27 protein-coding genes and 1 other RNA gene are annotated in these 26,903 nt (G+C 54.9%); 10 read left to right on the top strand and 18 right to left on the bottom strand.

Annotated features, from left to right (window positions below; all coding sequences use genetic code 11):
- Nucleotides 1-363 precede the first annotated feature (363 nt).
- A complete protein-coding gene (locus JBO08_RS23915; protein ID WP_049711465.1) occupies nt 364-672 on the top strand; it encodes a hypothetical protein in 309 nt (102 codons plus the stop codon).
- A gap of 3 nt (nt 673-675) precedes the next feature.
- Here JBO08_RS23915 and JBO08_RS23910 read toward each other — a convergent pair whose 3' ends face one another.
- Entirely contained in the window at nt 676-2,499 is a 1,824-nt protein-coding gene (locus JBO08_RS23910) for a hypothetical protein (protein ID WP_220075023.1), read from the bottom strand.
- Between the two features lie 165 nt (nt 2,500-2,664).
- On the opposite strand from JBO08_RS23910, the gene JBO08_RS23905 reads away from it, so the two are divergent.
- The gene (locus JBO08_RS23905; RefSeq protein WP_049711466.1) at nt 2,665-3,153 is read left to right on the top strand and encodes a TIGR00645 family protein; all 489 of its coding nucleotides are present in this window, start codon (nt 2,665-2,667) and stop codon (nt 3,151-3,153) included.
- 14 nt (nt 3,154-3,167) lie between these two features.
- Here the strand turns inward: JBO08_RS23905 and JBO08_RS23900 are convergent, their stop codons facing one another.
- From JBO08_RS23900 to JBO08_RS23875, 6 genes are all read right to left on the bottom strand, one after another.
- A complete protein-coding gene (locus JBO08_RS23900; protein WP_220075022.1) occupies nt 3,168-4,601 on the bottom strand; it encodes a glycosyltransferase family 39 protein in 1,434 nt (477 codons plus the stop codon).
- Between the two features lie 135 nt (nt 4,602-4,736).
- A complete protein-coding gene (locus JBO08_RS23895; protein WP_220075021.1) occupies nt 4,737-5,246 on the bottom strand; it encodes a hypothetical protein in 510 nt (169 codons plus the stop codon).
- 347 nt (nt 5,247-5,593) lie between these two features.
- The gene (locus JBO08_RS23890; RefSeq protein ID WP_065875326.1) at nt 5,594-5,854 is read right to left on the bottom strand and encodes a DUF6124 family protein; all 261 of its coding nucleotides are present in this window, start codon (nt 5,852-5,854) and stop codon (nt 5,594-5,596) included.
- A 1,245-nt stretch (nt 5,855-7,099) separates the two neighbouring features.
- On the bottom strand, nt 7,100-8,005 hold the full coding sequence (locus JBO08_RS23885) for a plasmid partitioning protein RepB C-terminal domain-containing protein (protein WP_122681720.1): 906 nt from the start codon (nt 8,003-8,005) through the stop codon (nt 7,100-7,102).
- A 1-nt stretch (nt 8,006) separates the two neighbouring features.
- Nucleotides 8,007-8,921, bottom strand: a complete 915-nt coding sequence (locus JBO08_RS23880) for a plasmid partitioning protein RepB C-terminal domain-containing protein (RefSeq protein ID WP_220075020.1) — start codon at nt 8,919-8,921, stop codon at nt 8,007-8,009.
- A complete protein-coding gene (locus JBO08_RS23875; RefSeq protein WP_220075019.1) occupies nt 8,918-10,483 on the bottom strand; it encodes a recombinase family protein in 1,566 nt (521 codons plus the stop codon). Before JBO08_RS23875 ends, JBO08_RS23880 begins: the two co-directional genes overlap by 4 nt.
- Before the next feature lie 114 nt (nt 10,484-10,597).
- On the opposite strand from JBO08_RS23875, the gene JBO08_RS23870 reads away from it, so the two are divergent.
- The 4 genes from JBO08_RS23870 to JBO08_RS23855 all read left to right on the top strand — a co-directional run bounded on the left by JBO08_RS23870 (nt 10,598) and on the right by JBO08_RS23855 (nt 12,833).
- Entirely contained in the window at nt 10,598-10,978 is a 381-nt protein-coding gene (locus JBO08_RS23870) for a hypothetical protein (RefSeq protein ID WP_220075018.1), read from the top strand.
- Between the two features lie 154 nt (nt 10,979-11,132).
- The gene (locus JBO08_RS23865; protein WP_220075017.1) at nt 11,133-11,855 is read left to right on the top strand and encodes a leucine-rich repeat domain-containing protein; all 723 of its coding nucleotides are present in this window, start codon (nt 11,133-11,135) and stop codon (nt 11,853-11,855) included.
- A gap of 224 nt (nt 11,856-12,079) precedes the next feature.
- Nucleotides 12,080-12,382 carry a hypothetical protein gene (locus JBO08_RS23860; protein ID WP_093121147.1) on the top strand — a complete coding sequence of 101 codons (303 nt, stop codon included), beginning with the start codon at nt 12,080-12,082 and terminating at the stop codon, nt 12,380-12,382.
- Nucleotides 12,375-12,833 (top strand): hypothetical protein, encoded by a 459-nt coding sequence (locus JBO08_RS23855; protein WP_220075016.1) that lies wholly within the window; start codon nt 12,375-12,377, stop codon nt 12,831-12,833. Before JBO08_RS23860 ends, JBO08_RS23855 begins: the two co-directional genes overlap by 8 nt.
- Before the next feature lie 709 nt (nt 12,834-13,542).
- Here JBO08_RS23855 and JBO08_RS23850 read toward each other — a convergent pair.
- The 4 genes from JBO08_RS23850 to JBO08_RS23835 form a co-directional block, all read right to left on the bottom strand.
- Nucleotides 13,543-13,866: a low molecular weight protein tyrosine phosphatase family protein gene (locus JBO08_RS23850; RefSeq protein WP_045792100.1), complete on the bottom strand. Its 324-nt coding sequence runs from the start codon at nt 13,864-13,866 to the stop codon at nt 13,543-13,545.
- Between the two features lie 205 nt (nt 13,867-14,071).
- Nucleotides 14,072-14,323: a hypothetical protein gene (locus JBO08_RS23845; protein ID WP_220075015.1), complete on the bottom strand. Its 252-nt coding sequence runs from the start codon at nt 14,321-14,323 to the stop codon at nt 14,072-14,074.
- 461 nt (nt 14,324-14,784) lie between these two features.
- Nucleotides 14,785-15,303: a hypothetical protein gene (locus JBO08_RS23840; RefSeq protein WP_220075014.1), complete on the bottom strand. Its 519-nt coding sequence runs from the start codon at nt 15,301-15,303 to the stop codon at nt 14,785-14,787.
- A gap of 16 nt (nt 15,304-15,319) precedes the next feature.
- Nucleotides 15,320-15,730 carry a hypothetical protein gene (locus tag JBO08_RS23835; protein WP_220075013.1) on the bottom strand — a complete coding sequence of 137 codons (411 nt, stop codon included), beginning with the start codon at nt 15,728-15,730 and terminating at the stop codon, nt 15,320-15,322.
- 709 nt (nt 15,731-16,439) lie between these two features.
- Between JBO08_RS23835 and mobI the strand changes: the two genes are divergently transcribed.
- Complete coding sequence (gene mobI / locus JBO08_RS23830) at nt 16,440-16,901, top strand: conjugative transfer protein MobI(A/C) (protein ID WP_220075012.1); 462 nt, start codon at nt 16,440-16,442, stop codon at nt 16,899-16,901.
- 720 nt (nt 16,902-17,621) lie between these two features.
- Here mobI and JBO08_RS23825 read toward each other — a convergent pair.
- From JBO08_RS23825 to JBO08_RS23805, 5 genes are all read right to left on the bottom strand, one after another.
- Nucleotides 17,622-18,185, bottom strand: coding sequence for an integrase arm-type DNA-binding domain-containing protein (locus JBO08_RS23825; RefSeq protein ID WP_258407162.1), 564 nt, complete (start codon nt 18,183-18,185; stop codon nt 17,622-17,624).
- Nucleotides 18,186-18,358: 173 nt separating this feature from the next.
- Nucleotides 18,359-18,755: a transfer-messenger RNA gene (gene ssrA, locus JBO08_RS23820) on the bottom strand.
- A gap of 104 nt (nt 18,756-18,859) precedes the next feature.
- Nucleotides 18,860-19,138 carry a hypothetical protein gene (locus JBO08_RS23815; RefSeq protein ID WP_033898249.1) on the bottom strand — a complete coding sequence of 93 codons (279 nt, stop codon included), beginning with the start codon at nt 19,136-19,138 and terminating at the stop codon, nt 18,860-18,862.
- Nucleotides 19,139-19,289: 151 nt separating this feature from the next.
- The gene (locus tag JBO08_RS23810; RefSeq protein ID WP_220075011.1) at nt 19,290-22,100 is read right to left on the bottom strand and encodes an FAD-binding and (Fe-S)-binding domain-containing protein; all 2,811 of its coding nucleotides are present in this window, start codon (nt 22,098-22,100) and stop codon (nt 19,290-19,292) included.
- Nucleotides 22,101-22,170: 70 nt separating this feature from the next.
- Complete coding sequence (locus JBO08_RS23805; protein WP_220075010.1) at nt 22,171-23,865, bottom strand: lactate permease LctP family transporter; 1,695 nt, start codon at nt 23,863-23,865, stop codon at nt 22,171-22,173.
- A 251-nt stretch (nt 23,866-24,116) separates the two neighbouring features.
- On the opposite strand from JBO08_RS23805, the gene JBO08_RS23800 reads away from it, so the two are divergent.
- The gene (locus tag JBO08_RS23800; protein ID WP_049711475.1) at nt 24,117-24,884 is read left to right on the top strand and encodes an FCD domain-containing protein; all 768 of its coding nucleotides are present in this window, start codon (nt 24,117-24,119) and stop codon (nt 24,882-24,884) included.
- 36 nt (nt 24,885-24,920) lie between these two features.
- Here the strand turns inward: JBO08_RS23800 and smpB are convergent, their stop codons facing one another.
- Nucleotides 24,921-25,403, bottom strand: a complete 483-nt coding sequence (gene smpB, locus JBO08_RS23795) for an SsrA-binding protein SmpB (protein WP_049711476.1) — start codon at nt 25,401-25,403, stop codon at nt 24,921-24,923.
- 168 nt (nt 25,404-25,571) lie between these two features.
- Here smpB and JBO08_RS23790 point away from each other — a divergent pair, with 168 nt between their 5' ends.
- The gene (locus JBO08_RS23790; protein ID WP_049711477.1) at nt 25,572-26,006 is read left to right on the top strand and encodes a type II toxin-antitoxin system RatA family toxin; all 435 of its coding nucleotides are present in this window, start codon (nt 25,572-25,574) and stop codon (nt 26,004-26,006) included.
- Entirely contained in the window at nt 25,999-26,301 is a 303-nt protein-coding gene (locus JBO08_RS23785; RefSeq protein WP_220075009.1) for an RnfH family protein, read from the top strand. The genes JBO08_RS23790 and JBO08_RS23785 overlap by 8 nt, the downstream gene beginning before the upstream one ends.
- A 63-nt stretch (nt 26,302-26,364) precedes the next feature.
- Here JBO08_RS23785 and JBO08_RS23780 read toward each other — a convergent pair whose 3' ends face one another.
- Nucleotides 26,365-26,892 (bottom strand): outer membrane protein assembly factor BamE, encoded by a 528-nt coding sequence (locus tag JBO08_RS23780; protein ID WP_065875298.1) that lies wholly within the window; start codon nt 26,890-26,892, stop codon nt 26,365-26,367.
- Nucleotides 26,893-26,903: the final 11 nt, after the last annotated feature.

Below are 26,903 nucleotides of genomic sequence, written 5' to 3'. Positions count from 1 at the left end.
GCACCGCTGCGATAGCCATAGGTATCTACACATCTTGAGGGTGCCCTCTGCTACGCAATTTCACTTTGAAGATGTGTAGATACTTATGCTGCGATAGCGGTCTACCCGTTAACGGAGATGTTGCCTGGACGTCAGTCATCGCAGGCAAGCCAGCTCCCACATTGACGGTGGTGTATTCGGAGAAATTACGAAACCGCCATAAATTTGACTTAGGTTGAGGGGCCAGCGCCGTTGGTCCCTACAGCCTTGGTTTGTCGCGGTTTTCTTCTATTCTGTGTTCAAGGGATATCCACAGGAGTCGCTGGATAGAGACAGCCTCGCCCCAGGCGCAGGTTGAACACCGATCTAACGAGGGTCGCCGCCATGCCGCGCAACCTTTGCCTCACCCGCCAGTGCTTTGGCCTGGTCACCCGTATCGAATGTTCCATTCGCCCTCTCGCGGGCGATAACGGCATGTGGACGTTGTTGTTTGCCGCCGGAATGACCGGCGAACAACCCTCCACTATCAAGTCCCAGGGCCCGTTTCACGGCCCCTTCGTGGCGGAGAACATTCTGGAATCCATCGTTGATAGCCTGACCCTGCATGGCTATGAGCAGGCGGGCGATCCGCAGATCTGGAGCCTGCACATGCAGGCCCATCTGCGACAGCTCAATGGTGATACCCAGCACTGAGTGCTATTTGCTCTCGGGCTTGTCCAGCTTGACTTCAAAGCCGTACTGCACGGTGCTGAGGTCGGTGCGTTGGTAGCTTTCCAGGGACGTAGGCTGGCCGTAGAAATAATGCACGTCAAACAGCGCCGTGCCGTATTCCTCGGCGCGGTGGCTCACTCCCAGGATTTCCTTGAGGTAGTTGCCGCTGGCGTCCTTGGCGTAGAAGCGCCAGCTGTCGGCAGGGAATTCCTTCTGGTCCACGACCAGCGCGTTGTCCTTGAGCGACAGCCCTTTGGGGAGCTTGCCTACCTCAATGTCGGCTTTTTCGATGGTCGCCAGGAACAGTGGAATCGAGCCCACCACAAACGCCGGGTTTTCCGGAAACAGGTTGAGGTCATAGGTGAGGGTGCCGCGCGCCGGGTTCAGTTCGAAGGCCTCAGTCGGCAATTCGATCGGCTCCCCGCGTTCGCCCTTTTCGTCGGCGGTAAAGAAGGTCACCGGCGATTCGCTGCTGTTGCGCTCACTGCCCACCAAGTCGTCATTGAAGGTGAACGGGTGGTCAAACACGATGTGTGCGGCACTGGCGTCCTCGACCGACTGGCTGATGGTGACGCTTTTTTTCAGCTGGTCTTCGGTCATGCTTGCGTCTTTGAGCCAACTGGCGGCGCCGTCGTCGTACACGGTGACCGGCATCGGCAAGGCCTGTACGGTTTGCTGCAGGCTGTTCTTGTCAAAACGCAGCACGGGCAGGTCGAGGTCTTTGCGGGTAAGCGTAGCGGTGGAGAAATCCAGTACGTTGACCTGCAGGTTGTCGATCACGCCATTGAAATACACCTTGGCGTAATGGCTGCTCTGCTTGTGTTCGAAGGCTTTTTGTTCATCGGTAAGCTGTTTTTCGAATGCCTCCGACCAGACTTTCTGCTTTCGCATTTCGGCCAGTTGCTTCTCGTAGAACGCCACCTGCGCGCTGCTTTCGTTGATCGAGCCCGAGCGTGTGAGGAATTGCCCAGTGCTGTCTCGCGCCTGTACCAGCAGTGGGTTGGGCGACTCGTCACCCACTTCCGGTGCCAGTGGTTGGCTGTTGATCAGCTCGATCTCCGCGTAGTTTTTCTCCAGGAGCAGCAGGTTGAGGGTGATATTGCCTTCGGTACGCTTGTGGCCGACGTCCTTTTTCGACAAATCAAACGTCAACACCTTGCCCGGCGCAACCACTTCAATGGTGCCCTTTAGGTTGACGGGTTGCGGCTGGCTCTTGTTTTCGGTTTCGATGCCGTCGATAAACGGGTAGGTCACCGTCAAGTCGTCGGGGTTGGTCAGGTTGGAACTGCTGGGGCTCAGTTGGATGCCCGGATCGGTTTCCGACCATTCCGGCTGAAAGGGGATGACCTTGTTGTTGCTCAAGGTCACGGACTTCCATTCCAGGCCATGGGGAAAGGGGAATGGGTCCGGGACACTGAAATTAAACGGGAAGACCGGCTGCAAGTCCGTCAAATAGTCGGAGTGTGAGGTTTTACGCAGCACGAACAGGCCATTGATGTAGGTGTCCACCAGCGCCTGGGGCGTGGGGTAGTGCCTGAGCAGGGCCAGGCTGTCTTCGCCGTATTCGGCTTCGATGGGCTTGGTGGCAAGCTTGGCCCGTGCCCGTTCCAGTAACAGCAGTGAACCGCCAAGTTCGGCAACGGCGTCGCGCAGCTTGGGGTCTTGGATGCTGTCGAGGGAGTGTTCGAATTGTGCGGTTTTCTCTTCGAGGGTGGCCTGCTTCTGCTCGTCGCTGGGGGAGCAGCCGCCGGCCAGCAGCAATGCCGCGCACAGGCCGAGATTGGCCAAAGGGGATCGCACATCCATCATCTGAGTTTTTCCTGTCCGACATCATCGAGCCGATTTTTATTGGGCTCGACACTAGCAGAAAAATTCTCTTACAGATGCCGCCCAGGTCAGTTTTCTCGTGGTTACAGGTGTTTTGTAACCGCTGGTATACTCGCCACCATTTTTAGCCACGCTGTGTGAGATCCCATGGAACGCTTTATCGAAAATACTATGTACGCCTCACGCTGGCTGTTGGCGCCCATCTACCTGGGGTTGTCCCTGGGCTTGCTGATCCTGGCGCTGAAGTTCTTCCAGGAAATCATCCACGTCATTCCCACGGTTTTTACCATGCTGGAATCTGAGGTGATCCTGCTGCTGTTGTCGTTGATCGACATGGCGCTGGTCGGTGGCTTGCTGGTGATGGTGATGATTTCCGGCTACGAGAACTTCGTCTCGCAGCTGGATATCGATGAAAACAAAGAAAAGCTCAACTGGCTCGGCACCATGGACTCTTCGTCGCTGAAGATGAAAGTCGCGGCCTCCATCGTGGCGATCTCGTCCATCCACCTGCTGCGCATCTTCATGGACGCCAAGAACGTCGATCCGGAGCATTTGATGTGGTACGTGATCATCCACATGACCTTTGTGGTGTCGGCGTTCGCCATGGGCTACCTGGACAAACTCACCAAGCACTGATGTGTGCGCCGGCCTTACTGTTCCACGAAATAGTAAGGCTGGCGATTGATCGACATCTCCTTGGCGACCCTCACCGGCGTGCTCAAACCGTTGGTATGGTCCAGCAACGCAATGTTGCCGGGCTTGGCGGCGAGGTAATCGTGCAACTCGGCCTCGGTTTGCAGGATGGGCAGGTAGCCCCGCAGATAGAACACGCTGGCCCCGGCGATGCGTTCATTGGGCTGAAACAGCACGACTTCTTTGCCTTCGTCTTTGAGCGCCTGGATCTGGCTGATCACCGGCACGAACGATTGGCGCACGTCGGCCTTGGGCGCGAACCAGAAGGCGGCTGCCAGGTAGCAGGCCACGGCCAGGGTGAAAACGCTGCCAACCAGTGTTCTATGGTGTTTATACAGCGCGGGCTTGTGGTTTTTCAGCCAGCCCAGCAGTACCCGCGCATATTCTGCCGCCAACACGGCGGCGGCCGGCGTCAGTGCCATCAGGTACACCGTGCGCTTGCTGGACGCCAGCGTCAGCAGGGTGAACTGCGCCACCAGCCAGACACTGAAAAACAGCCGGTAGCGGTTGCGCACCAGGCTTTTACGGAAATGCCACAGGCCCAGGTACACCAGGATGTTCCAGGGCAAGAACGCTTGAGGCAGTTTTGCGATGTAGTAATACATCGGCTCATAGTGCCCTGCCTCGACAAACGAGCCGCTGAAACGCCCGACGCTGTTGGTCCACAGCACTTCGCCCACCGCCTGCATACCGCCGCGATGGAACAGAAAGCCCAGCCAGATCAGCAGTGGCACAAGCGCCAACAAGGTAAACAGCGCCGGCTTGAGCCAGTCGCCGAGGCGTAGGCGCTTGTCCATCAGGCTGGTGCTGGCCAGGTACACAAAAATCACAATGCCCGGCATCGCCAGGCCCAGCACGCCTTTGCTGAGCGTGGCGATCACCATGCCAGCGGTAAACAGTGCCCAAGCGGCTGTGTTTGAACCTTGGTGCTCGGGCCGCACGGCTTGGTAAAACGCCAGCAGCGCGGTGGTCACGCCCAGGCTGAGCAACGAATCCTCACCCACGCCGCGCACATTGCTCCAGTAACTGGCCATGGTTGCCAGGATCAACGCCGCGCTGAACGCCAGCGTCTGCGGCCGTCCGAACCGGCGCAGCATTGCGTAGAGCAGCATCACGCTGAACAACCCGGCAAATGCCGAGGCCAGGCGCACGGCCCAGGTGGTGCCGCCAAACAGGCGAATGGCCCCGGCATCGATCCACAGGCTCAGGGGCGGTTTTTCCAGAAAGGGTTCACGAAACAACTGGGGCACCACCCAGTTATTGTCCAGGTGCATGGCCATGGCGATGCCGGCGACGCGCGCTTCGGTGGAGCCTTGCAGCTCGTGGTTACCCAGGGCGAAGAAGAACAACAGACCAGCAAGCAGGAGTAATAGGGGAGCGGGACGCGTCATGGGTTGTGGCTACCAAGGCAGGAGGACCGTTCGGGGGAACGGTCATTGCAGTTGGCTAGTATCCGTCTGTGTTTCTGAACGTTTCGTGAACAGATGGGAGAATAGTGAGGGGCGCCTGTTGGGCGGTATAGGAAGTCACAGGCGCGTGGTGTCTATTACAACAATTCCCAACGGTCCACTACGTTTTTCCACCCTTACCCAACCCTGTTCACCGTAGTAGCTGGTACGGCAAATTTTAATCTGTTTGTTCACTTCCGTATCGAATACCCGGATGCCTGCGCAATTATGCCTGCCTCCCGCTGCATATTCGTACGAAGTCACATAGCTGCTGAATACCGTGCTCGTAAGCAGAATAACCACCGATAGCAGCGCATCCATCACCAAGCCACTGGCGATGAGCAAGCCGAAAAAGACTTTTAATCGATCCAGCGGTTTTTTGCGCAGGAATCTGGAGTTCCTGGTATGCCACCCCCACACCATCAAGATGATTGCCAGCGCTGGCGATGAGATCAGGGCGATCTTTTCAGCTACCGGGTTGAAATGTGCAGACGGCCAGATAATGAATGTCCAGACCAGAATCAGCGCGATGAGGAGTAGCAGGCCAATGGTGGTTGGTATCAGGTAGGCATAGGAGTTTTTGTTCAATGCGACGTTCGTCCTTGTAGTCGGAGCCTGCCGCTGGTGTCTTTCGGAGACAGGGCAGTAGTGCAGCATTGAATTGTAATGGATGTGCCCCTTGGGGGGTGCGCTGAGAGCGTGAGCCGGGGAAATGAGACGATGGCAAATCGCAGACAAAGAAAAGCCCGCGATGGGGAGAAGCGGGCTTGAAAGGGATATTCACAAGGAGCTGGGATTACCATAGACGCTCAAGTGTGAAAGGGGCGTGAAAGCCTGAGCTCAGTGTGAAGTGGTGATTGCCAGGGTGAGTTGTTGGACCGTTTTCAGCGGCGTCAGCCTGCACGCGACTCGGCTTTTTTGATTTGCTACTGAGGTTACGTCGGGAACGGTTGCGCGTCAGCGGTGGAAGCCAGCGTGACGAGCACACGCTCGATGAGTAATCCGCCCAGCACCACCAGTTGCTGGCTACCCAAGAGTTTTTGACGGGTTAATCCGTCGAGTTCGAAGGCCAGGTCTGTGATGATTGCGTCCAGCGATGCAAGGGTTTCGCTGGCTTGGATCAGCAGTGTTTCGGGATCGATGTTTGGCGCGATGGTGAAGAGGGTGGTTGGGGGATTTGGGGTGATTTTTTTCATGGCTGAATCTCCTTGATTAGTGGAGTCGCCAGACATCGCTGCTAAACGAAAAGGGTGGCGACCGTACGCGGGTTAGCAGACCAGGAATCAAGGAACCCAGCGCACCCGAAAGTGCCCCACGCACAGCCGCCATAATGCGAACCAGCGGATGCTGAAAGCATCGCTTGAACGGATGGTGGCTTTGCAGGCCTTGATATTAACCGAGCTGCTAAACCCGGTCGCTGATTTTGCAGCGACGTGGAGAGGTTAGCCGGGTAGGTGGAGTGGAACCAGTTCACCAAGGGCGCGACATCTTGAAGGAAAAATCCGAAGCGCGGTTTGGCGGTGATTTCAGAGACCCAAAAACAACAAAACCCGCACTAGGCGGGTTTTGTCGATGCTTCGAAGTGGTGGAGCCGGGGGGATCAAATTTTTATCAGTAACGCTATGTTTTTAAAAGGTATTTTTTAAATTATTTCTGTGTGTGCCCCCATAAATGCCCCCTGTGAGCAATTTCCGATGAGCGGTATTAAGGGAGTTGAACTGGCGTCCTGAATTAGCGTTCTGCGGCAGCGCAATGCGAGTCAATTTTGGCATTAGATGAAGCTTGTCGCGTGTAGCAAAGTAATCGGTTCTCTGGTGGTCTGAGCGAACGGTAGCTTTCTGATCACGTTCTTGGGTTTCTTTCGCGGTGATGCACCTTGGGTTCATCTACGTTGATTTGATCTGAGGTGCGGCATGAGACACTCAATGGTTACCTGTTATAACTGTGGCAAAGCAATGGTTCCGAGATCCACATATAGCCGTGATTTCTGGAGCTATTCACCCTCGTCGAATCATTGTCCTTTTTGCCTGAGTGAGAACTGGCACGGTGGAAAACCAAGGTTAGAGGCACGGATGTTTGCGCTGGCTGGCCTGGCTTTGGGGATTCTAGCCTGTGTTTTTGTGGGGGCGCTTTTGTTCAAGGTGCAGTGGTGGCTAGGTGTTGAGGGACGATGGCCTCTACTGGCCCTTGGAACCTGCGCCGTGTCGGTGGCTGCGGGATATCGGTTTTACAATTGGTTTGTAGACTGCTGACAAGAGATTTCTGTCCAGGAATGCCAGCCGGCAACCAGCCCAGTGGAGTCATTGAGACAGTAGGTATGGAATTGCTGACATATGCTCTAGGTTTATCCCGAGCTATCAGAAAATGTCCTGAATATTGCCAAGTAATTGGCAAGTTCCTGTGGTTGGTCCAGCTTTCTATCTTCTCGCCAGGTCGGTTCGTCACTCTCTCTCAGGCTTCCTTGCGTCGGAGCTAACTGCCTCCATGATTGCGGTTAGTTCATCTAGAAGTTCGCTGTGGCAACGCTTTAAGTAGCCCGATATGGTTTCATTGCGCAGCAGACGAGCGAGATAACCCTTGGCAACGACTAAAAACAGCATGGTCTCCCCCAGCGTGTCCTCCACGACCTTGTAATCGTGAAAGAGCTTTTCCATCTCGCGTTCCATCCTCGCCAGCTCCTCGACGCTGACCTCTGCGGACAGCTTGGATTTTTTTTCGATCAACATGTCCGGCCGTGAAGCTGCAAGTACCATTTCGGCGTAAGTTTGGGTAAAGCAATTGGCGGATACCATGAGCTCCACGGTTTCGATTTGGCGCATGGGTTTCATTTTTCTCAGTGTGCGAAATACTCCTTGGCTGACCATTTTGACTTTAAGCATTTCTACTACTTCGGGCGCGATTCCATCAAGCATGCGCTGTCGATCATGGATTCTCTCGACATTGATACCCAGAACCTTTGCTATCAAGGCGGGGGAAATGCCTTTACGCACAGCGGTGAGAATCATCTTGTGCTCTTGCACAGGCGTTAGGCGGTTGATCTGCCGGTTGTATGTGAAACCTTCGTCATCAATTGAGAGTAAGCACAGTGCCTCAGTGGCGCCCAGCGCTTTAAGTGCATGCAGGCGTAGATGGCCGTCTAGCAACACGAAAGCTGCGGTCCCCTCCACATTGGTCTGCTGTCGATGCACTGCCAGCGGCTCAATAACGCCCAACTCCCTAATCGAAGTTAGGATAGTTAAGTATTTTTTTGTCTGTTCTATATCTTTGTCCAAAGATCGGGTCGGAAGGATTCGGTCAACGGGGATTGGGATGATCTGCCGTTCAAAGCCTTGTTTCACTTGGCCCATATCACACCTCTCCTTGAATACGGTCAGCCAGCGACTTAGGCATGTCTGCGATATTTTCGCTGCGTAGTAGGGTGCAGAAATAGTCGTCGGCCAGCAGTCGGCGCATAGCAGTAACGATGATCAATACTCGCTGCTCATTGATATCGGCCTTTTTGAGCATGACTCGTTGGCGCCTGACTTCGGTCTGATAAGTACTCAAAAGTTTTTGAGGCGTCGTCGATTGCTCGGCGGCTGATCGCTTTTGACCGTAGTTTTTTCCTGAAAATCGACGCCTATCTATCAGGCGTCTCACCTTAATCAGCTGTTCTCCCTTCAAGAGGCCCGTTTCATAAGCTTCCACCATCGCGACCTGTACTTCCGTATCACTCGACCTAGCCACCATTGTCGCAAGTGTGATGGGTAACCAGCCTTTTTCGACTGCTGAGATGAGCCGCTCTTCTCCTTGACGTAAAAGTAGAAGGATTGCGTTGATGTAAGTGGGATCCAGACTGGTCTTCATGCTGATTTGTTTGGTGGTGTATCCGCGATCAGACAGAATTTGAATAGAGTAGAGCAGGTCCTTGTTCGTGTGCTTACGGCGGGCCAAGTTTTCGACCAGGCTGATTAGAAACCGGTCGGCTTCACTGGCACTGACGACGACACAGGGAATTTCGCGCTCGCCCAAGGCGCAAAAGGCTTCGTATCGACCTTGCCCGCACACTAGTTCGAAAAAATCAGAGTTGTCTTGGTCGCTGCTTGGGGTAACCGTAATCGGTCGTTTCAGGCCTAGGTTCGAAATGTTTTCGACAAGTTTGGCAAACACTTGTTTATTACGCGCGCGAGGATTGAGGACGCGGATACGATCCAGGCTGACCATTAGGATAGTCGTTGCTTCCCCAACATGTAGTGGGCTACGAGGATGGTGCGGCATATTCATGCGGCTCTCCCCACGACCGTTCGACGAGAAAGTTGCGCGAGTGCTTCAAGGCTGTCGTAACGATAGATTTCCAGATTGGAGGCGTTTGACTCGCTCAGACGAATATTGGGTTGTTGAATATCAAGGGTAGGCAGGATGTAGTAATCGCGGGCGATTTCTTCCCCTGGCTCCATTCGAACGGCAACGGTGATATCAGGTGAAAGACCAAGATCGAAGCGTATTTTCCAGCGATTCGTGCCCGAGTCAGCGCGCCGGCAGCGACACAGGACTAGAGAAATCAAAAGCTCTTCGTTGACTAGAAGCAGGTCGCTGGTTGGGTCGATTGCAACTCTTCCTCCGACTTGCTGAATATGCTCTACGGTTCGAGCCAGCAGGAGAGGATGCATCAACCGAAGCTGATGATTGGCGGCGACATAGCTGTAGTCCCGCGAAGGGGTATAGCCTATGCGCGAGTAGGTACGCAGGAGACTGCCAAATCGGGATGTATAGGCTGTGGTGGAAGGGCAGTCGTCAGACTCGTTGATGATCATGCCGGATAAATAACCCGCTTTCTCGTACAGCCTTTTAAGCCTCTCCAACATTTCGGCGTCGGACATGCGGTAGCTGCGCGACTGGATGATTTCTTGGGCTGCGGCGAATAGTATGTTGTCAACTAAAGGGGGAAAGACACCGTCAGCGCGTATCCATTGTTCGGGATCATTCCTCACATGTTCTTGTTTAAGTTTGAAGGAGGACCGGTTCCAGACATTGTTGCCGATGTATTTTTCGTTGGTCAGGATTTGATGAACTCCCCCTTTGGTCCAAGGCCTGGCTAGGTCATTCTGAAGTCCTCGACTATTCAGTTGTTGGGCTATCTCGGCCTCTGAGTAACCCGCTTCAACAAAACGCTGATAGATCCAATGAACAGTTGCAACTTCCTCCAGTGGTCCGGGAATAAGTCTCACACGGTCGGTTTGGATGCTTTTGTGTTCGCCAAGCGCTAGTTCTGCTTTAGGGTTGCCAGCAGCGTCCACCAATTGACGCCTAAGCCCGTAGCCCGCTATTCCCCCTTGCCGAAAGCCTAGCTGTATGAGGCGGGATTGGCCCGCAAAGACTTTGACAGACAATTCCCGGCTGTACTCGCCCGCCATCATGCGCTTCAGACTTTTGACTATATTAGATACGGGCGAGCCATCATTGGAAAATTGCTCCGCGCAGTAGTGAACCGAAACACCTGCCTGTCTGCAACGGACCTCGAAGCTGGCGGCCAAGTCCGGATCTTGAAAGCGCCCCCAGCGGCTGACGTCGTAGACGAGAATGGTCGAAAAACCGAGAACATCGCTTTCAACATCTCTGAACAGTTGAATTAACGCGTCCCGCCCTTCGAGGCGAAGGCCGCTTTTTCCTGCGTCGGTATAAATTTTGACGATTTCGAGAGAGTGTGCGGCTGCGTAAACCTTGATGGTGTCGAGCTGGTTTTCAGTTGAGTACTGTTGATGCTCTGTGGACATCCGGACATACGCCGCTGCCAAACCTGGTTCTCGGCGTGAGTGTTCTGATTTAGCACTTTTACCACTACGCATACGCAATAGCCCCTGCGTGCATCCACACTGGGAGTGCGCCATCGGGACGCATTCAATCTACTTGCTACTTAAGCAAGCGGTGTCTTTCAACCATAGAGGATTTGAGGGGGAAAAATGATTCCTAAAAAAGGCAAAATTTTTCCGGACAAACAAGACTATGCGTCGGGACTTGCGGCAGCATTACAAAGTGAGTTGGGCTCCACGCACCAGGCCGTCAAGACATTGATGAAGTGGACGAATGCAAACGAACGTACTGCTAAAAACTGGCTGAAAGGGACTTGTGGCCCTCGTGGTGAGCATCTAGCCCGTCTGGTTCAGCACTCCGACGCCGCATTGGCAACTTTCCTAAATATGTCCAAGCGAAACAGCTCAGTAATAAGCGCTACGCTTCCATCATTGAGGAATGATCTAATGCGAGCAGTGATTGCAATTGACTGTTGTTTGTCGGTGGCGGATGAGCCGCCCTGGCTCAATGATTCGCCCCGGCTTTCGTAGACACCCGACGGCCGCTTGCTGCCCCTCACGACAGGCAGCAATCGGCCAATAGGAGCCGCTGGACAGCCTTGCTGCCACTCGATAGCTTCGGCGCCCTAAGCCTTGGGGAGGCTTCCCGTTTCGCCTCACGGAACAACTTATAAGGATGTGAGACATGATGCTATGTTTGGATGGCCAGTTTTCTGAACAAGAACTTTCTGAAAGGGACGAACTCGATCTACGGAACGTTTCAGCAAATATATGGCCGACGGTGCTCTCTCGGTGCAAAGCAAATGAACTACGCCTTTACAATCTTAAGCTTGCTTCACTTGAGGGAATTGATAGGTTAACTAATACACGGCGTTTGACGCTGGAATGGGCGAAAAAAATTGAAACACTGGAACCCGTTTCCGGACTGAGTGGTTTGACGTATCTGGCAATTGGAGACTTTCCAAGGCTGCGGCAACTCGACGGGCTTGAGAAGCTAAGCGAGCTGGCAGAGCTGCGTCTGTCCGGTAGCCAGGGTGGAGGCTCGCCTCTCCGCCTTGAATCCATCGAGCCTGTTACTCGTATCTCCAAGCTCACCAGACTTTCACTGGCCAATGCGAAGTTCGAGGTCGATGACATCACTAGCCTCGTTCGCTGTACGCATCTACGCCACTTGAGCTTGACGAACCAGTTCGATCGATCTCAGGTCGCTTTTCTCGCAAGCCGATTGAACAAGCAGCTCGCCGAGCCTCTAACTGCATACGTAAAAACACATCTGCGTTGTATGAAGTGCAGTAGTCTGACGTCTATGTTTACGGGACGAAGAATGCCTTTCCTTTGTCCAGCGTGTGATGCACCGCGATTTGAAAAGCTCACTCGCCAGTTCGAACAGATGATGCACGATGCATGACAACTTCATTTGCTAGACGGTTCTATTGCTCGTTTTGGACCATTTTTCACTAGTGCAAGACTGTCCGCTTCGGGTCGTTTTCTGTCGGTCGGGACAGGCAGAAAACGGCCAGAAGCGGTCACTGCGCATCACATCCCCGGCCTGAAAGCCTGGATAGCCGAGTTGACCGTTCACGATGCAGTGCAGCAGCATGTGATCAATCATTAAGTGCTTCCAGGAAACCTATGCATAGCCCTGTAGATCTTCATGAGTTGTTGGCGCACGTCAGAGATGAACCGTCGTTCATACGATTTATCGAAGCCCTCGGTGTAGATTTCGCCAGCGGGCGTTTAATTGAAAAGACATCGCCTTCATCGGTCTATGGGCCAAGTGCTCTTGGCTGGGAAAATGTGTCCGTTGACGCGTTTTTTGATGCGGCAGCTTCGTGGGCAGACGCCAGTTCCCGACTTGCCCAAGAGGATAGGTCGATACCCAATGTTTGGCATCGCTGTGCGGCCATTTTGCTGGCTGGGAAGTATTATGAGTGACACGGGTACGACATCCGCAACGTGGAAGGGAACCGTGGACGGGATGTTGCCAAAGAACCAACGCAATAAGCTTTTGGTTGAAGCCGAAGCCTACGGTTTAACGTTGAATGATCTTGCTGCCACCTGCGAGGAATTCGGCGTGGCCCCCAGCAATCTGCTGAACGAGCTATCCATAGCGGTTGCTGAAGGCTACTTGGCAGGGGCTTTGACTTACGAGTTCTGCGATGGCGTCATGAACGGGCTCATCGCTGCCATCGTTGATGTGGGCATGACCAATGACATGCCGCAGCCTGCTTTCTCGCTTTATCAGGCCTTTGATCAGGGAGAGTGGGTGCGCCATGATGATCTGCCGGAGATTGATACCATTGAGAAATATGTGAAGCCGCTGGTTGTGCAGATAGTGCGTGAGTTTCAGGGTGGTAGCGGATATCGGCCAGAAGCAGATCTTTAAGCTGGAAAAATAAATCCTTCGAATTTCTTCCCGCTTTGAGAGTTTGTCTACGCACTTTTACGCTCTCTGGGCTGGTAAGCAGAGTTGGGAAATCAACTCGTCCCCTCTTCAAAAGTAGGTGCAAATGATGGCTCCCTTCGTTCTTCAGGACTTTGACGTTGGATGGGTCGCTACCGACGCCCTCGGACAGGTTGCGCTCTTCACTACAGGTGGCCCCGGACCAGTTCCTGATTCCGCGATACCCTCCGTCGAAAACTCCGAAGAATTTGTCCTTTCCTTGCCGAAAGTGTCCGATGTAGATCGGGCCACTGTTGGGGCTGGTGCAAACGCTTTCGTTGAATTTGCTAAACGTGGGTTCTTTGCTTACGACTGGTCGGACGTTCATCGCGATTCACGCCAGGCGTTGAGGGGGTATGAGCTGCAATACCGTCCCCAGAATCCACTGAAACTATTCGATTTGCCTGCCCCATTACGAGCATTGACTGAGGTTACCCGGCTATCTCACGTAATCTTCGGAGCATCCATCATAGTGATAGGTGATCAGGTTTCTTAGCGTTTATTCGGCGATTAGGGACCGCTTTTTTGGGGCGGAAGCGTTCAGTTGCGTACGGTAGCTATCGACCCATAGCTGCCGCTCGTGAAGGCACCAATCGGCCAAAAGCGGTCAGTCGACTGATCAGGTGGAGACAGCCCACAGGCGGACATAACATCAGGAGAATAAATAACGCCCGATTCTCGCTTCCAGCAGTTTGATCAAAGCAGGTGCCATGTATTCGTAATCATCCGAAATATTCAGACAGATGATACGTTTATTCGCCAACTCCGAGGTGAAGCGAGCAGTCAGCTTTTTTCGATGGATTTGCTCCATAACAAAAATGAGATCGGCCCACCTTAGAAGCTCCTGGCTTACAGGTACATCCGCATCGTTATTGACACCAGCCGATGCTGTCTCAACTCCCGACCAATCAGCAAAAAGGTGCTCGGCGGTCGGACTACGTAGGCGGTTTTTTCCGCAGATGAACAACACATTCAAAGTGGGTTAGCTCCAAATTGTTCCGGAGATCCGACGCTCAGGTTCGGACACGTTGATATACTGACTGCGTAGCTTCTGGGAATGAAAAAATGTGTCCATTCTGGCCGATTATTGCCTGACAACAAGAGCTGCTATCGGCCAAAAGCAGTCCCTAACACCTGAGAATTAAGCCAAGCCGCGAAGCGGTGTCGGCTTGAATGAATTGTCAGGTCACGGCCGTTCCAGCTGGGATCCAAAGATCATCGCCCTCAACATCATAGGTGCGCTGCTCGCAGCCACCGTCTTTGCAGCGGACATAGGAAAGCATACGGGGCGCGCCATCGCTGTGCGCCACCAACCAGTAGTAAGCATAACCATCATTCGAAAACTCGCTATCTGGCCAAACTTCGATACTGGGATGAAATGCGCTAAGGCGAGAGAACACTTCCGTCGATTTAATCATGGGTATGTCGGACATACTCTTTCCTGCGGTTAATTGCTTTGGGTTTCAAATTGGCCGAGTATTAAAAATATCACTAAAAGCCTGCCTCAGGTTGAACCCCTTCCGCGTGCTTCTTCTAGGTGCGCAAAATACTGGTCAGACATTAATTTTATGGCGCCGACGGCACTTAGTTCGATTATGCACCGATAAGCGTCCGCTTTTGGCCATTAGCTGCCTGTCGTCAGGGGCAGCAGTCGATCACGAAAGAGCCTTCGACCGCGATATAGGCCGAGATGCCACCCCCCTTGTCCGACGCGATGGATTGGAGCGCTTAGGTTGCATCATGATCAGTTGTCGATGCTCGAAGGTATGCGCGACGAACAACCCCGGCCTAATTCATCACCCAGAACGGGTTAATCATGAGCAAACGCTTCCGAAATGACAGAAAATCTATCCAATAAATAAAGCTGCCCAGTGTCCCCATCAAACATCGCACGCTACTTGCAAATCAGTGGTGCTATTTTTTTTACGGGCTCCCGATGCGGCGCGCCATCGAGAATGCTTAGTTTGCTGATCTCGAATTTGCAGCCGTTCGATGTATTGCTCACTAGGGCAACTTCATATTGCGACCCAGGTTCAGTGCGAAAGCTTAAACCGCCAAGGCAGCGCCCTGGGAAATGGGTAACAGCAATGTTGATCGTTTGACCTCCTTTGAACGAGTATTCTGCTGCCTCTCGCGAGTTCGGATCGGGAGAATCAATCATTCCAATTCTTTTGGGCTCTCGCGCGCGCAGTGACTCTATAAAGTTGTCGACGGGATTGTCAGAAACCACAAGTGCACCGTTGTTGCAGTCTGTCTCGGGGTATAGGTTAATCCACCCCATCTCTCGCGGCGAAACAAAACGAACCTTAGTTGAAGACTCGCTACTGTCCTCGACTATTGGAATATTCTGAGACACACACCCTGCTGTTCCGACGAGCAATAACAAACTAAGAAATGATAAATTTAACCTCATGCTCCCCTCCTTGGATTTAATCAAAGGTATTTGTTTCTTTATACTCAGCTTTGACCGCGGCTCCGTCCATCACAGGTTTGGCTGTGAATAGATAGGTCTTGCCAGGTTTGGCTTCGACTCTAACCAAGGGAAAGGCTATGCCGTATCCATAATTGATTCTTAATGCTACACCGTATGTCCCAGGAGCCACTTTTATTTGACCGTAATCCACAAGAGAATTGGGCTCTAACACAGGTTTTCCCACGACTGGATATATAGCAATCACGGTGGTTGATAATCCGCCCCAAGACCAATCATTATCGGACTTGAAGTAGGCGCTTGCATCATTAGCAAGCCCCTCCGCTCCACGAGCCACAACTTTTTGTGAGCATCCTGATATCTGAACTGCAAAGGCGAGTACACTTACAAGATAGAAAAGTTTTTTCATGGCTTCCTGCCAACTCAGACAACGTTAAAGTCGGAAATAACGCTCATACGGGATTTAAAGATGGACATCGATGATCGAAACTGCTGATTTTAATGAAAAGCAACATGCTGACCTCACTATTATTATATTTAGGATCGCAGTTTGCGACCGTCTCAATTTTCATCTCTTCAATAATATTCCCATTGAAGAGCTAAACAATTCATAAAATGATCGGGCGATTTGATATCACACTGCCACTGCGCAGTCAACGTCTTGTTATGGTCCGTATAGCAGGCAGATTTTGCTGTCGCCTGCGGCATTTCCAGATTATGAATGAGGAACAGTTGGTGGAGATGAGCCATCGGCTCTATAGGTCAGTGCTCGATGCCCGCTTTTGGCCGATTTCTGCCCTTAGTAACTGGTATAAATCGGCCAGTTGCAGCTAGGCAGGTATACACGTCCGCACACTATCATCTACTTCGAACATGTAGATATTGTCCCGCTCAGCTCAAGGCTGCCGTCGTCATCTATTGTGCATCCTTTGTACGTTATATTTTTCTGCGACTGACATGTCGTCATCCGTCGATCATCTGGCGCTAGGTAGGATGACAGCCTGAGCCAGACTACCCACTTTCGGTAGATTTCCGACGGTAGAACGGTCTGAAATCGAATTCCGCGTGCTCATCGATCGGTCACCATTTTGGCTCTTACAGCGAGGAGAGCCTTGGCCATGAGTAAAGAAGCACAAACGATAGTCACCCTGCTGGATCAGCAGTACGAGCAGCTGCTTGCGGACGCGAGATGCTTGGTAGCAAGCTATGTGGATGCGTCCATGAAGCTGTACAAAAAGACCGGGGTCAAATCTGTTGTGGCCGGCGTATCAATCAAGCAGGTGAGCCCGAATGCGTATTCGATCTACTGGTGCAAACTGGTGCCGCTGCAAGGACAAAAAAACAAATTCGCGCCCCTGACTATTGCCAAGGGGAATGGCAAACATAAATACCCGGCTTCCTCGTTTGAGTTTGTTGAATACCCATACCGTCACCTCGTTCTGCAAGTTGAGGGGCGGCTTGCCGAGATTCGCAGAGTTGCGAGCGACAATCGTCAGCTACGTCGGACGTTGGTCGCTTATGAGAAGAAGCTGTCTAGATACCAAGCGCTTAATCATGGCGACCTCTATTCGGGAGGGTAGCGGCTGAGTACCTATAAGCAGTGCCGAACAGATTTGACCCGATGTAAATCCCGAAAGCCCCGTGCAGCTTGGTCTGGCGGGGCTTTCTCGTATCAGCAGTGAGCTACGGCGAGATATATTGCTGCGCTTGATCAGGGGAGGCGACGGGTTCGGGCTATAAGCAGTGTAGGGCGCTAAATCTACCCGCTGTCGGCCATCAGGCCCATGCAGGCGGGGGCGGAGGCCGGGTTTGCTATTAGCAGTGACGCTTACGACCAAGTCAGCCGGTCAGCTTTGATCTGTATTAGTAGTGAAAGGCTTCACTTTCATAAAATAAACATTGGTAGGTGCCGGTCCAGCCGGTACCTGTGTCGCGCAGCGGGTGGTGACGGTAACGCGCTACCCTTACTGCCTCGCTGCTGTTCGAATGCAATGCGGTTCATTACGCAGATGGGGATTGGGTAGCCCTGGATGTGGGTCGTAAGAGCCTCGTTGCCTGCGATCACCATGATGCAGGATATGCCTCTGCGGAAGCGCATTCCTCGTCCCGAGTAATTGCGCGGGATGATCTCCCATGATTCGTCGTTGTAGTAAAAACCAACGATTTCTGACCAGTGCGATAGGATGCCCGCGCCCATGATGCCTACTGGGGTCAGGCAGAAAATTTCTACCTGGGTTTCCTGCCCAAGAGGTACAGCGTAAACACGACCGTTTGGTGCAATAGGTGGGAAGTACAGCCCGTTACCGAGGCGACGAAATACCGGCAGCTTCGGCGAACTCGAAAATCTGTTTGTAGATCTGGGCGACACGACGCGCCGTCTCGCGAGCACCGCGCTTGATGATGCGCTGCAGGTTTTCGACCAGCATGGGTGTGCTGATGCTGCTGATCGGAAGTTTTCCCAGCCAGGGGTAGGCATTGAGCTCAAGGCGCTGCCACACCGTGCGGGTGTACTCCGGATCCCAGGATGATTCGCGAATGGTGAGCCATTGCTTAGCGACCGATTCAAAGGTGTGTTGGTGATCGAGTTGGCTGACCACCTTGGCCATGCGTCTTTGCAGCGAAGGATCTTGTCCGTTTGCAAGCTGGACACGAGCGTCATCACGTTTGCGACGGGCCTCCTGTAGGCCGACCTCAGGATAAACACCAAGCGCCAGACGTTTTTCCTTTCCCAGAAAACGGTATTTCAAGCGCCAGTAGCGGCCTCCGTTGGGCTGCACTTCAAGGTACAGACCCTGTTCGTCGTATAGCCGATAGGGCTTGTCCTGGGGCTTGGCGTTGCGGCAGTTGGTGTCTTTCAGGGGCATTGGGGGCACATCCTCTCCGAGCGAGCTGATGAGCGTTTTATGCCCCCATATATGCCCCCGTCAACCGTGGGATGCCCTGGGAGCAGGTGGGAAAACGCGGGCAAGAAAAAAGCCGTAAAGCTTTGATTTCTCTAGGCTTTACGGCTTTTCTGGGTCTTCCTGGGAAGACAAATTGGTGGAGCCGGGGGGATTTGAACCCCCGTCCGCCAGTACTCCGCTGTCGGTACTACATGCGTAGCCGTTTCTATTAAGTTAACCCTCAGCGACCCGAAGGGCAGGGTGCTTTGGGCGAGTTGTGTAAGTTTTAGCCGCTTCGTCCACAACGTACTGCACGGCGATTCTGTTCTATATGACAATCACTTTGGGTTTACAGACATCCCCTGGTGATTGCTGGACCCGAAGGTACCAGAAGCTCAGGGCTAAGGCTGCTTACGCAGCGAGAGCGAATTCCTGGCCGTAGTTTTCGTCATTGGCAACTATAAGAAGTTGCAACAGTGGATTTACGAGTTCTGTTACCAACTCGGCATGCACCTAAAGTTTCGCGACCGGCGTCGAATCCTAAACGGCCCCGTGCTTGTAACTCGTTGTTTCTTAGTGAGTGACAAGCCTGTGCAGTGTACGCCAAACCGTCACGGAAGGCCAACCCGAAGGTTGGTCGTCCCTGACGGTGCTGCCTATTGGCCGCCTTTTTCGCTGTTCTGCAGGTCTTGCAGGGCCTTGGAGGTGATTTCGATGCACTTCTTGTCATCACCTGCGGCGTGGGCGGCTTTGGCCGAGGACACGGCAGTGTCTATTTCGCCGCTTTTGCCACTGGTGTCGGTGGCGAGCAGCGCTTTACCGTTGTTGATTTTGTCCAGGTTGATCTGGCACAGGTCTTTATCACCTGCCGCGAAAGCAGGGGACGCCAGCATCGCAGCGGTAATGAACAAGCCAGCAAGAGCGGAACGCTTCATAGGGTATCTCCTTGCGCAAAAGGGGCTCGACGCTGCTGGCGTTGAACGGCTGCCAGCGACATCAGTGATGAGCCTCGTTTGTCGAGGCCTATGCAGATGACTACGCTGGCGCGCCAGGGTTCTGTTTTTTTGCAGGCTCATTTTTGCAGGATCAGTGGGCGCGGGCCTGTGTAACACGGTCCACCAGGTAGACCAGCCCGTGATAATCAATGCCGCCATGCTGGCTTAGGCCGATCTCGCAGGTGCGGCTGGTGGAAATGCCTTCGCTGCAATATTGCACCGCGTCCTTGAGGGTGCGCAGTGAGTGGGCGTTGAGTTCCGGCGTGGTGAAACCCTTATCGCCAGCAAACCCGCAGCAATGAATGCCTTCCGGGATGACCACGGTGTTGGAGCAACGCCGGGCCAGGTCGATCAGCGCCTGGCTCTCGCCCAGATGCTGGGTGCTGCAGGTGACGTGCACGGCGATGGGGGCTGCCTGTGGTGTGAAATCGAGGCGATCCATCAAGTGAGTGCGGATAAAACGCACAGGATCGTAAAGATCCAGCCGTGTTTCAGCCAGATCCTGCACCAGACGCAAGGTGCACGGACTGGTGTCGCAGTAAATCGGGTCGAGCCCGCCGCGGCTGGCGTGGAGCAGGGCGCCGATCAATTCCTGGCGCTTGTGTTCGGCCTGTTCAACGTAGCCTTTGGAGGCAAAGGGCTGGCCGCAGCACAGGTTGTCCTGATTGTCGGGGAAGACGACTTGGTAACCGGCCTTTTCCAAGAGGCTGCGGGTTTTGTCGTACAACGACATCTGTTCTTTATCTCCCGCCGCCGGGCCCATGGCGCGTGAGACGCAGGCGGCCAAGTAGACCACCCGTGGCCGCTCGTCAGTGACCGCCGGGCTGAAGCGGATGGATTTCTCCGGCTGCGGCATGGCGTTTGTCCACTGCGGAATCTGTCCCTTGGACAGCTTGGTCACGCTGGCCGACAGCTTCGCCAGGCGAGGTGCGCCCAGCAGCATGCGCGCGCCATTGGCCACATGCAGGGTAAAGCGCGCGCCTTGTAGTGCAGTGGCGAAATGAGTGGCGAGCCATTCGGCCGTTTTCGTACGGTCGGCGTCACGGCTGCGCAGTTTTTTCACCAGGTCGCCGGTATTGATTCCCACGGGGCAGCGTTGAGCGCAAAGCCCGGTGGCGGCGCAGGTGTCGATGCCTTGATAGTGGTAGGCGGCTTCCAGCTCGGTGGTGTCGACGCCAGCTCGTTTCTTCGCCTGGATATCGCGCCAGATCACGATGCGTTGGCGTGGACTCAAGGTCAGGCCTTTCGACGGGCACACCGGCTCGCAGAAGCCGCACTCGATGCACTTATCCACAAGCTCGTCAGCGGCGGGTAGCGGCTTGAGGTGTTTGAGGTGGATTTGCGGGTCTTCGCTGAGCACCACGTCCGGATTGAGGATGCCGTTGGGGTCGAGTAGCCGCTTGAGTTGCCACATCAATTGGTAGGCGTCGCTGCCCCACTCCAACTCAACGAACGGCGCCATGTTGCGGCCGGTACCGTGTTCAGCTTTCAACGAACCACCAAACTCCACCGCCACCAGTTGCGCCACGTCGTCCATGAACGCTTGGTAGCGTGTGATTTCTTCCGCGCTGTTGAAGCCTTGAGTGAACACGAAGTGCAGATTGCCTTCCAGTGCGTGTCCGAAAAGTATCGCTTCGTCGTAGTGATGTTTGTCGAACAGTTCGATCAAGCGGTTGACGCCGATTGCCAGTTGCTCGACCGGAAAGGTGACGTCTTCGATGATCACCGTGGTGCCGGTTTTGCGTACGGCGCCGACAGCGGGAAAGGTGTCTTTGCGAATGGCCCACAGGCGCGCATTTTCTACCGGGTCTTCGGTGAAATCGACCTGTTTCTCCACAGGGAAATCGGCCAGTGAGGCCATGATCAGCGCCAATTGCTCATGCAACAAAGACGGCGACGCTGCGCGAGATTCGATCAACAGTGCGCAGGCATTTTCCGATAGGTATTGTACGAAGGCGGGCATGCCCGGCTTGTCTTGTACCGAGCGCATGCTGCGTCGATCCAATAGCTCGACGGCCGAGACCGGTTGGGTCTTGAGGGCGGTCACCGCGTTGCAGCAGGTCTCGACATCCGGAAACACAATCAATGCCGAGGCTTTGTTCGGATGATCAACCACCGTGTCATAGGTGACCGCACTGATAAATCCAAGCGTACCCTCGGAGCCCACGAGCAGATGGCTGAGGATATCCAACGGCTCATCGAAATCAACCAGGGCATTAAGTGACAGCCCGGTGGTATTTTTCAGACGGTATTTGTGGCGGATTTTTGCCGCCAATTCAGCGTTTGCCCGCGTCTCGCGACCCAATGCAGCCAGGCGTTCCAGCAGCGTGCCGTGTTGTTCGCGAAACGCCGCCACGCTGGCCGCGTCTTCGGTGTCCAGTCGGCTGCCGTCAGCCAGTACCAAGCGGATGCCTGCCAAGGTGTGATAGGTGTTCTGCGCCGTGCCGCAGCACATGCCGCTGGCGTTGTTGGCGACGATGCCGCCGATCTTGCAGGCATTGATCGACGCCGGATCCGGCCCGATCTTGCGCCCAAAAGGCGCCAGCCACGCATTGGCCTGGGCGCCGATCACGCCAGGTTGCAGGCGAATTTGGGTGCCCTGCCCACGAACTTCGCGGCCGTTCCAATTGTCCCCCAGCACGATCAGCACGGAGTCGCTGATGGCTTGGCCCGAAAGGCTGGTGCCGGCTGCGCGGAAGGTGACGGCCACACGGTCGCGTTGGGCAAATTGCAACAGCGCCACCACCTCGTCTTCCGACTCCACGCGGATCACCAGCTGTGGGATCAGTCGGTAAAAACTCGCGTCGGTGCCGAAAGCGAGGGTGGAAAGTGGATCGTCGAAACGCCGATCTTTCGGGATCAGTTGTGCGACGTCGCTCAGAAAAGCAGCAGGCAGGCTCATCGGTCCTCCAGAAATAGCAGACGCCGGAATGGGTCTCCGGCGTCAATTCTTACCCTAGTACGTACCGGCCTTAATGCACCAGCATACCGGTGAACCAGTAGGCCTGAGCCAGGGTGATCAACCCGACGATCGTCGCAAAGAACAGGCTGTGCTTGAGGGTAAAGCGGAACAGGTCGGATTCCTTGCCCACCAAACCCGTGGCGGCGCAGGCCACGGCAATCGATTGTGGCGAGATCATTTTGCCAGTCACACCGCCACTGGTATTCGCGGCGACCAACAGTGTGTCGTTGACACCGATCTGATGCGCGGTGGTGGCTTGCAGCGAGCTGAACAAGGCGTTGGACGACGTGTCGGAGCCTGTCAGGAAAACGCCCAGCCACCCGAGGAATGGCGAGAAGAATGGGAAGGCTGCACCTGTGCCCGCCAATACCAGCGCCATGGTCGAAGACATGCCGGAGTAGTTGGTGACAAAAGCGAAGGCCAGCACCATGCCAATGGACAGGATTGGCCAGCGCAGTTCGTAGAAGGTCTCTTTTAAAGTGGTAAGACCAGTTTTTAGATTGATCTTCAGCACCAGCATCGAGATCAGCGCAGAGAAGAAAATCGCTGTGCCGGTCGCCGAGATGGGGTCCAGCTTGAACACCGCCGGAATTGCAGTGGGGTTGGTCACAATCGGCGCAACTTTGATCACCAGTTGGTCCAGGTGCGGGATCGCGAAGTTGAACACCCAGCTATACATCGAGCCGCCAGCGGCGAACATGGCTTTGAACGGCTTGAGGGTCCAGATAGTGACCAGCACCGTCAGAATAAGGAACGGTGACCAGGCCTTGAAAATTTGCCCCAGGCTGTAGGGCGAGACAACCGTGTTACGTGGCAGACCAAAACCGCCGGCGCTGGCGGTGACCGCTGCGCTTGAAGTCGCGCCGGCAATCTGTGCACCTGCTGTGCGCTTGGGTTGCCAGACTTTCAGGAACAGGGTCAGGGAAATCAGGCTGGCGAGCGCGGAGGTGATGTCCGGCAGTTCCGGGCCGATGAAGTTGGAAGTGAAGTACTGGGTGATGGCAAAGCTCAAGCCCGCTACCAGTGCGGCCGGCCAGGTTTCACGCACGCCGCGCAAGCCGTCCATCATGAACACCAGCCAGAGCGGCACGAACAGCGACAGCAGGGGCAGCTGACGGCCAGTCATGGCGCCGATTTTGAACGCATCGATGCCAGTCACTTGACCTGCAACGATGATCGGGATGCCGAGTGCACCGAAGGCCACGGGGGCGGTGTTGGCAATCAGGCACAGGCCAGCGGCGTACAGTGGATTGAAGCCCAGGCCGACGAGCAGTGCCGCGGTGATTGCCACGGGAGCGCCGAAACCGGCGGCACCTTCCAGAAATGCGCCGAAGCAAAAGCCGATTAGCAGCACTTGCAGGCGTTGGTCGTCGGTGATCGATAGGACTGAGCTGCGAATGACTTCGAACTGGCCGCTCTTGACGGTCAGTTTGTACAGGAACACGGCCGCGACAATGATCCACGCGATAGGCCAAAGGCCATAGGCAAAACCGTAACCGGCGGCGGCCAGTGCCATGTCCACCGGCATCTGGAAGGCAAAGATCGCCACCAGGATCGACAGCGCCAAGGTGATGCTGCCGGCTACGTGGCCTTTGAGACGAAACACGGCCAGGGCCAGAAAGAAGAATACGATCGGAATAACGGCCGCCAGTGCGGACAGGCCGAGGCTGCCGAGTGGGCTGTAAAGCTGTTGCCAGGTTTGCATATGGGGTGGCCCCTGATTGTTGTTGTTTAGTCAGCTTGGGTAATTGGTAATACCAATTTACAATCGCTGTTGGCTAGAGTAAAAGCCTTGGCAGGGGTGTGTCAATTTGCCGCTCGCGAAACTTTGGTCGTAGGTCTGCGCACAGGGTGTTCTGATCGGTTGAAACGAGGGCGTTCTGATAGGTGCTGCAAGCGCTTCGATAGGCCAGAATAGAGGCCCCGGCGAGTGGTCGGGATGGTGGAGAATGAGTTATGGGGTTTGATCAGGTGCGTCAGCGCCGTTTGTCTGACGATATCGTCGAGCAGCTTGAGGGCATGATCCTCGAGGGCACGCTAAAGTCCGGCGAGCGCTTGCCGGCCGAACGGGCGTTGGCTGAGCAATTTGGCGTCTCGCGCCCTTCCTTGCGGGAGGCGATCCAGAAATTGTCTGCCAAAGGTTTGCTCGTCAGCCGTCAGGGCGGGGGTAACTACGTGGCCGAGTCATTGGGCTCGACTTTCAGTGATCCGCTGCTGCACCTGCTGGAAAACAATCCCGAAGCTCAGCGTGATCTGTTGGAGTTTCGCCAGACCCTTGAAGCCTCTTGTGCCTATTACGCAGCGCTGCGCGCCACCGAAGTCGACCGCGAACGTCTTACCGCAGCTTTCGAAGCGCTGCAGGATTGCTACACCCGCTCTGATGAAGCGAGTCGAGTGGAGGAGGGCGCGGCGGATGCGCGGTTTCACCTGGCTATCGCTGAGGCCAGCCACAACGCCGTGCTACTGCACACCATTCGCGGGCTGTTCGACTTGCTCAAGCGTAACGTGGTGACCAACATTGGCGGCATGTACCAGCAGCGTACGGAAACCCGTGACATGTTGATCAGTCAGCATCGGGATCTGTACCTGGCAATCATCGAGGGGCGGGCCGAGCAGGCGCGAGAAGTTTCCACACGTCACCTGCTGTATGTGCAGGAAGTGTTGGAGGAGGTGCGTCAGGAGGTTCAGCGTGTGGCGCGTGCGGAGCGGCGCAAGGGAATGTAGCCGAGGGAAGTTCCCAGGGCTACACCGCAGCAAGGATCAGTCTTCCTTGCCCTTGTTACGCACAGCACGATGCAATTCGCGATTGGAATCGCGCTCGCGCTCGGTATCACGCTTGTCGTATTCCTTCTTGCCTTTGCCCAAGGCGATCTCGCACTTGACCAGGTGCTTGCTCCAGTACCAGGACAGGCAGATGCAGGCGTAGCCCTTCTGCTGTACGGCGGAGGCGAGCTTTTCCAGTTCGCGAGCGTTGAGCAACAATTTGCGCGTGCGTACCGGGTCGGCAATCACGTGGGTGCTCGCGGTGGTCAGCGGGGTGATATGACTGCCGAGCAGCCACGCCTCGCCATCCTTGAGCAGCACATAACTGTCGACCAGTTGCAGCTTGCTGGCACGCAGACTCTTTACTTCCCAGCCGGCCAGGACCAGACCAGCCTCGAACCGATGTTCGATGAAGTAATCGTGTCGCGCCTTTTTATTTTGCGCGATGGTCCCTGTGGGGTGTTTCTTTTGTTTAGCCATAGGGGCGGCATTATAGGGAGTTGCGAGCGTGTCGGCTACGGTCAACCTGCGTGCTTGAGCGTGTTGGACGAATCCCGGACAATGCGGGCAGTTCTCTGGTTTTTTTCTTTCGCGGATCGGGCTGTTCCTTCGCGATGTTTGCCGCTCAGCTGTGGAAATAACGCACACATGACGACGCATATTCAACGTTCGGCGCTGCTGCCTTATCCGGCACAAGCGCTTTATGACCTGGTCAACGACGTGGCGCGTTACCCGGAATTCTTGCCCTGGTGCTCGACGGCCGAAGTGCTGGAGGGCAGCGATGAGCACATGGTCGCCAGCGTTGGGGTCGCGAAGGGCGGCCTCAGTCAGCACTTTGTAACGCGTAATGTGCTGGTGCCCGGGAAATCCATCGAAATGAATTTGCAGGAAGGGCCGTTTACCCAGTTGCATGGCGTCTGGGTATTCAAGGCGCTGACCGATAAGGCCTGCAAAATCAGCCTGGATCTTTCCTTTGATTACGCCGGGCCTATCGTGCGGGCGACGTTGGGGCCTCTATTCAACCAAGCGGCCAATACCTTGGTGGATGCATTCTGTCAGCGAGCCAAGCAACTGCATGGTTGAGATTGAAGTGGTGTATGCCGCCGTGGATCGCCAGGTTTTGCTGTTGGTGACAGTGCCGGAGGGCACCAGCGTGCGCTCGGCGGTGCAGGCGTCAGGTATTGCCGCGCAGTTTCCGGAGCTGGATCTGGCTGATTGCCCTTTGGGGAAATTCGGCAAGGTGGTCGCGGACGCGCAAGTGCGTGCCGTGCAGGCGGGTGATCGTATTGAGATTTACCGGCCGCTGCTGGCGGACCCGAAAGAGGTGCGCCGGCTGCGCGCAGCCAAGGCTGCTTTGGCCAAGCAGCAGAACTCGTAAGCCCTCCAAATGGCAGGCAGCAAAAAGCCCGGCATGCCGGGCTTTTTGTTGGGCGCCGCAAACTTACTGCGGGCTGGTGTCCAGAGGCTGCGGCGTCGGGACGGGAACAGTTTCCACGCCGTCGACGTCTTTCTGGATCTTGTCGAGCAAAGATCCAGGCTTAGCCGGTACTTCAGACTTCGGCTTCTCGTCTTCCTGTGCAGGTGCGGTCACGTTAGTGCCGTTATCCTTGCCGAGCAGGGCTTCATCACGGCTTACGCCGGGCATGAAGTCACCGGACAGGCTGACAAGCTGGTCATTGCCATTGAAGATGACACTGACACGCTCCTGCTGGCGTTCACCGCCACCTGGTTGCAGGCTGTAGAGATAATCCCAGCGATCGGCGTGGAAAGTGTCGGTCAGCAGGGGGTTACCCATGATAAACCGTACTTGCCGTCGGGTCATTCCGGGGCGTAACTGGTCTATCATGTCCTGCGTGACGACATTGCCCTGCTGGATGTCGATTTTGTAAACCCCGGGGAATGAACAACCGGCGAGTGCGAGCAGTCCCACAAAGGTGAAACTGGTTAGCAAGAGCTTGGTGTTTTGCATCGGTGGGCGAC

Source organism: Pseudomonas sp. LAP_36 (assembly GCF_019456785.1).
Lineage (GTDB): Bacteria > Pseudomonadota > Gammaproteobacteria > Pseudomonadales > Pseudomonadaceae > Aquipseudomonas > Aquipseudomonas tritici.
The sequence above is the reverse complement of the archived record's forward strand: the minus strand, read 5'-3'. Positions and strand labels throughout refer to the sequence as shown.

What these genes read in the sequence shown, in the direction of transcription:
- JBO08_RS23865 (WP_220075017.1), top strand. Translation starts at nt 11,133, where the DNA reads ATGATGCTATGTTTGGATGGCCAGTTTTCTGAACAAGAACTTTCTGAA.
- JBO08_RS23915 (WP_049711465.1), top strand. Translation starts at nt 364, where the DNA reads ATGCCGCGCAACCTTTGCCTCACCCGCCAGTGCTTTGGCCTGGTCACC.
- JBO08_RS23780 (WP_065875298.1), bottom strand. Translation starts at nt 26,892, where the DNA reads ATGCAAAACACCAAGCTCTTGCTAACCAGTTTCACCTTTGTGGGACTG.
- JBO08_RS23835 (WP_220075013.1), bottom strand. Translation starts at nt 15,730, where the DNA reads ATGAAAAAACTTTTCTATCTTGTAAGTGTACTCGCCTTTGCAGTTCAG.
- JBO08_RS23900 (WP_220075022.1), bottom strand. Translation starts at nt 4,601, where the DNA reads ATGACGCGTCCCGCTCCCCTATTACTCCTGCTTGCTGGTCTGTTGTTC.
- mobI (WP_220075012.1), top strand. Translation starts at nt 16,440, where the DNA reads ATGAGTAAAGAAGCACAAACGATAGTCACCCTGCTGGATCAGCAGTAC.
- JBO08_RS23845 (WP_220075015.1), bottom strand. Translation starts at nt 14,323, where the DNA reads ATGTCCGACATACCCATGATTAAATCGACGGAAGTGTTCTCTCGCCTT.
- JBO08_RS23910 (WP_220075023.1), bottom strand. Translation starts at nt 2,499, where the DNA reads ATGATGGATGTGCGATCCCCTTTGGCCAATCTCGGCCTGTGCGCGGCA.
- JBO08_RS23870 (WP_220075018.1), top strand. Translation starts at nt 10,598, where the DNA reads ATGATTCCTAAAAAAGGCAAAATTTTTCCGGACAAACAAGACTATGCG.
- JBO08_RS23815 (WP_033898249.1), bottom strand. Translation starts at nt 19,138, where the DNA reads ATGAAGCGTTCCGCTCTTGCTGGCTTGTTCATTACCGCTGCGATGCTG.
- JBO08_RS23805 (WP_220075010.1), bottom strand. Translation starts at nt 23,865, where the DNA reads ATGCAAACCTGGCAACAGCTTTACAGCCCACTCGGCAGCCTCGGCCTG.
- JBO08_RS23825 (WP_258407162.1), bottom strand. Translation starts at nt 18,185, where the DNA reads ATGCCCCTGAAAGACACCAACTGCCGCAACGCCAAGCCCCAGGACAAG.
- JBO08_RS23905 (WP_049711466.1), top strand. Translation starts at nt 2,665, where the DNA reads ATGGAACGCTTTATCGAAAATACTATGTACGCCTCACGCTGGCTGTTG.
- JBO08_RS23790 (WP_049711477.1), top strand. Translation starts at nt 25,572, where the DNA reads ATGACGACGCATATTCAACGTTCGGCGCTGCTGCCTTATCCGGCACAA.
- JBO08_RS23875 (WP_220075019.1), bottom strand. Translation starts at nt 10,483, where the DNA reads ATGCGTAGTGGTAAAAGTGCTAAATCAGAACACTCACGCCGAGAACCA.
- JBO08_RS23890 (WP_065875326.1), bottom strand. Translation starts at nt 5,854, where the DNA reads ATGAAAAAAATCACCCCAAATCCCCCAACCACCCTCTTCACCATCGCG.
- JBO08_RS23810 (WP_220075011.1), bottom strand. Translation starts at nt 22,100, where the DNA reads ATGAGCCTGCCTGCTGCTTTTCTGAGCGACGTCGCACAACTGATCCCG.
- JBO08_RS23855 (WP_220075016.1), top strand. Translation starts at nt 12,375, where the DNA reads ATGAGTGACACGGGTACGACATCCGCAACGTGGAAGGGAACCGTGGAC.
- JBO08_RS23860 (WP_093121147.1), top strand. Translation starts at nt 12,080, where the DNA reads ATGCATAGCCCTGTAGATCTTCATGAGTTGTTGGCGCACGTCAGAGAT.
- JBO08_RS23840 (WP_220075014.1), bottom strand. Translation starts at nt 15,303, where the DNA reads ATGAGGTTAAATTTATCATTTCTTAGTTTGTTATTGCTCGTCGGAACA.
- JBO08_RS23785 (WP_220075009.1), top strand. Translation starts at nt 25,999, where the DNA reads ATGGTTGAGATTGAAGTGGTGTATGCCGCCGTGGATCGCCAGGTTTTG.
- JBO08_RS23880 (WP_220075020.1), bottom strand. Translation starts at nt 8,921, where the DNA reads ATGAATATGCCGCACCATCCTCGTAGCCCACTACATGTTGGGGAAGCA.
- smpB (WP_049711476.1), bottom strand. Translation starts at nt 25,403, where the DNA reads ATGGCTAAACAAAAGAAACACCCCACAGGGACCATCGCGCAAAATAAA.
- JBO08_RS23885 (WP_122681720.1), bottom strand. Translation starts at nt 8,005, where the DNA reads ATGGGCCAAGTGAAACAAGGCTTTGAACGGCAGATCATCCCAATCCCC.
- JBO08_RS23800 (WP_049711475.1), top strand. Translation starts at nt 24,117, where the DNA reads ATGGGGTTTGATCAGGTGCGTCAGCGCCGTTTGTCTGACGATATCGTC.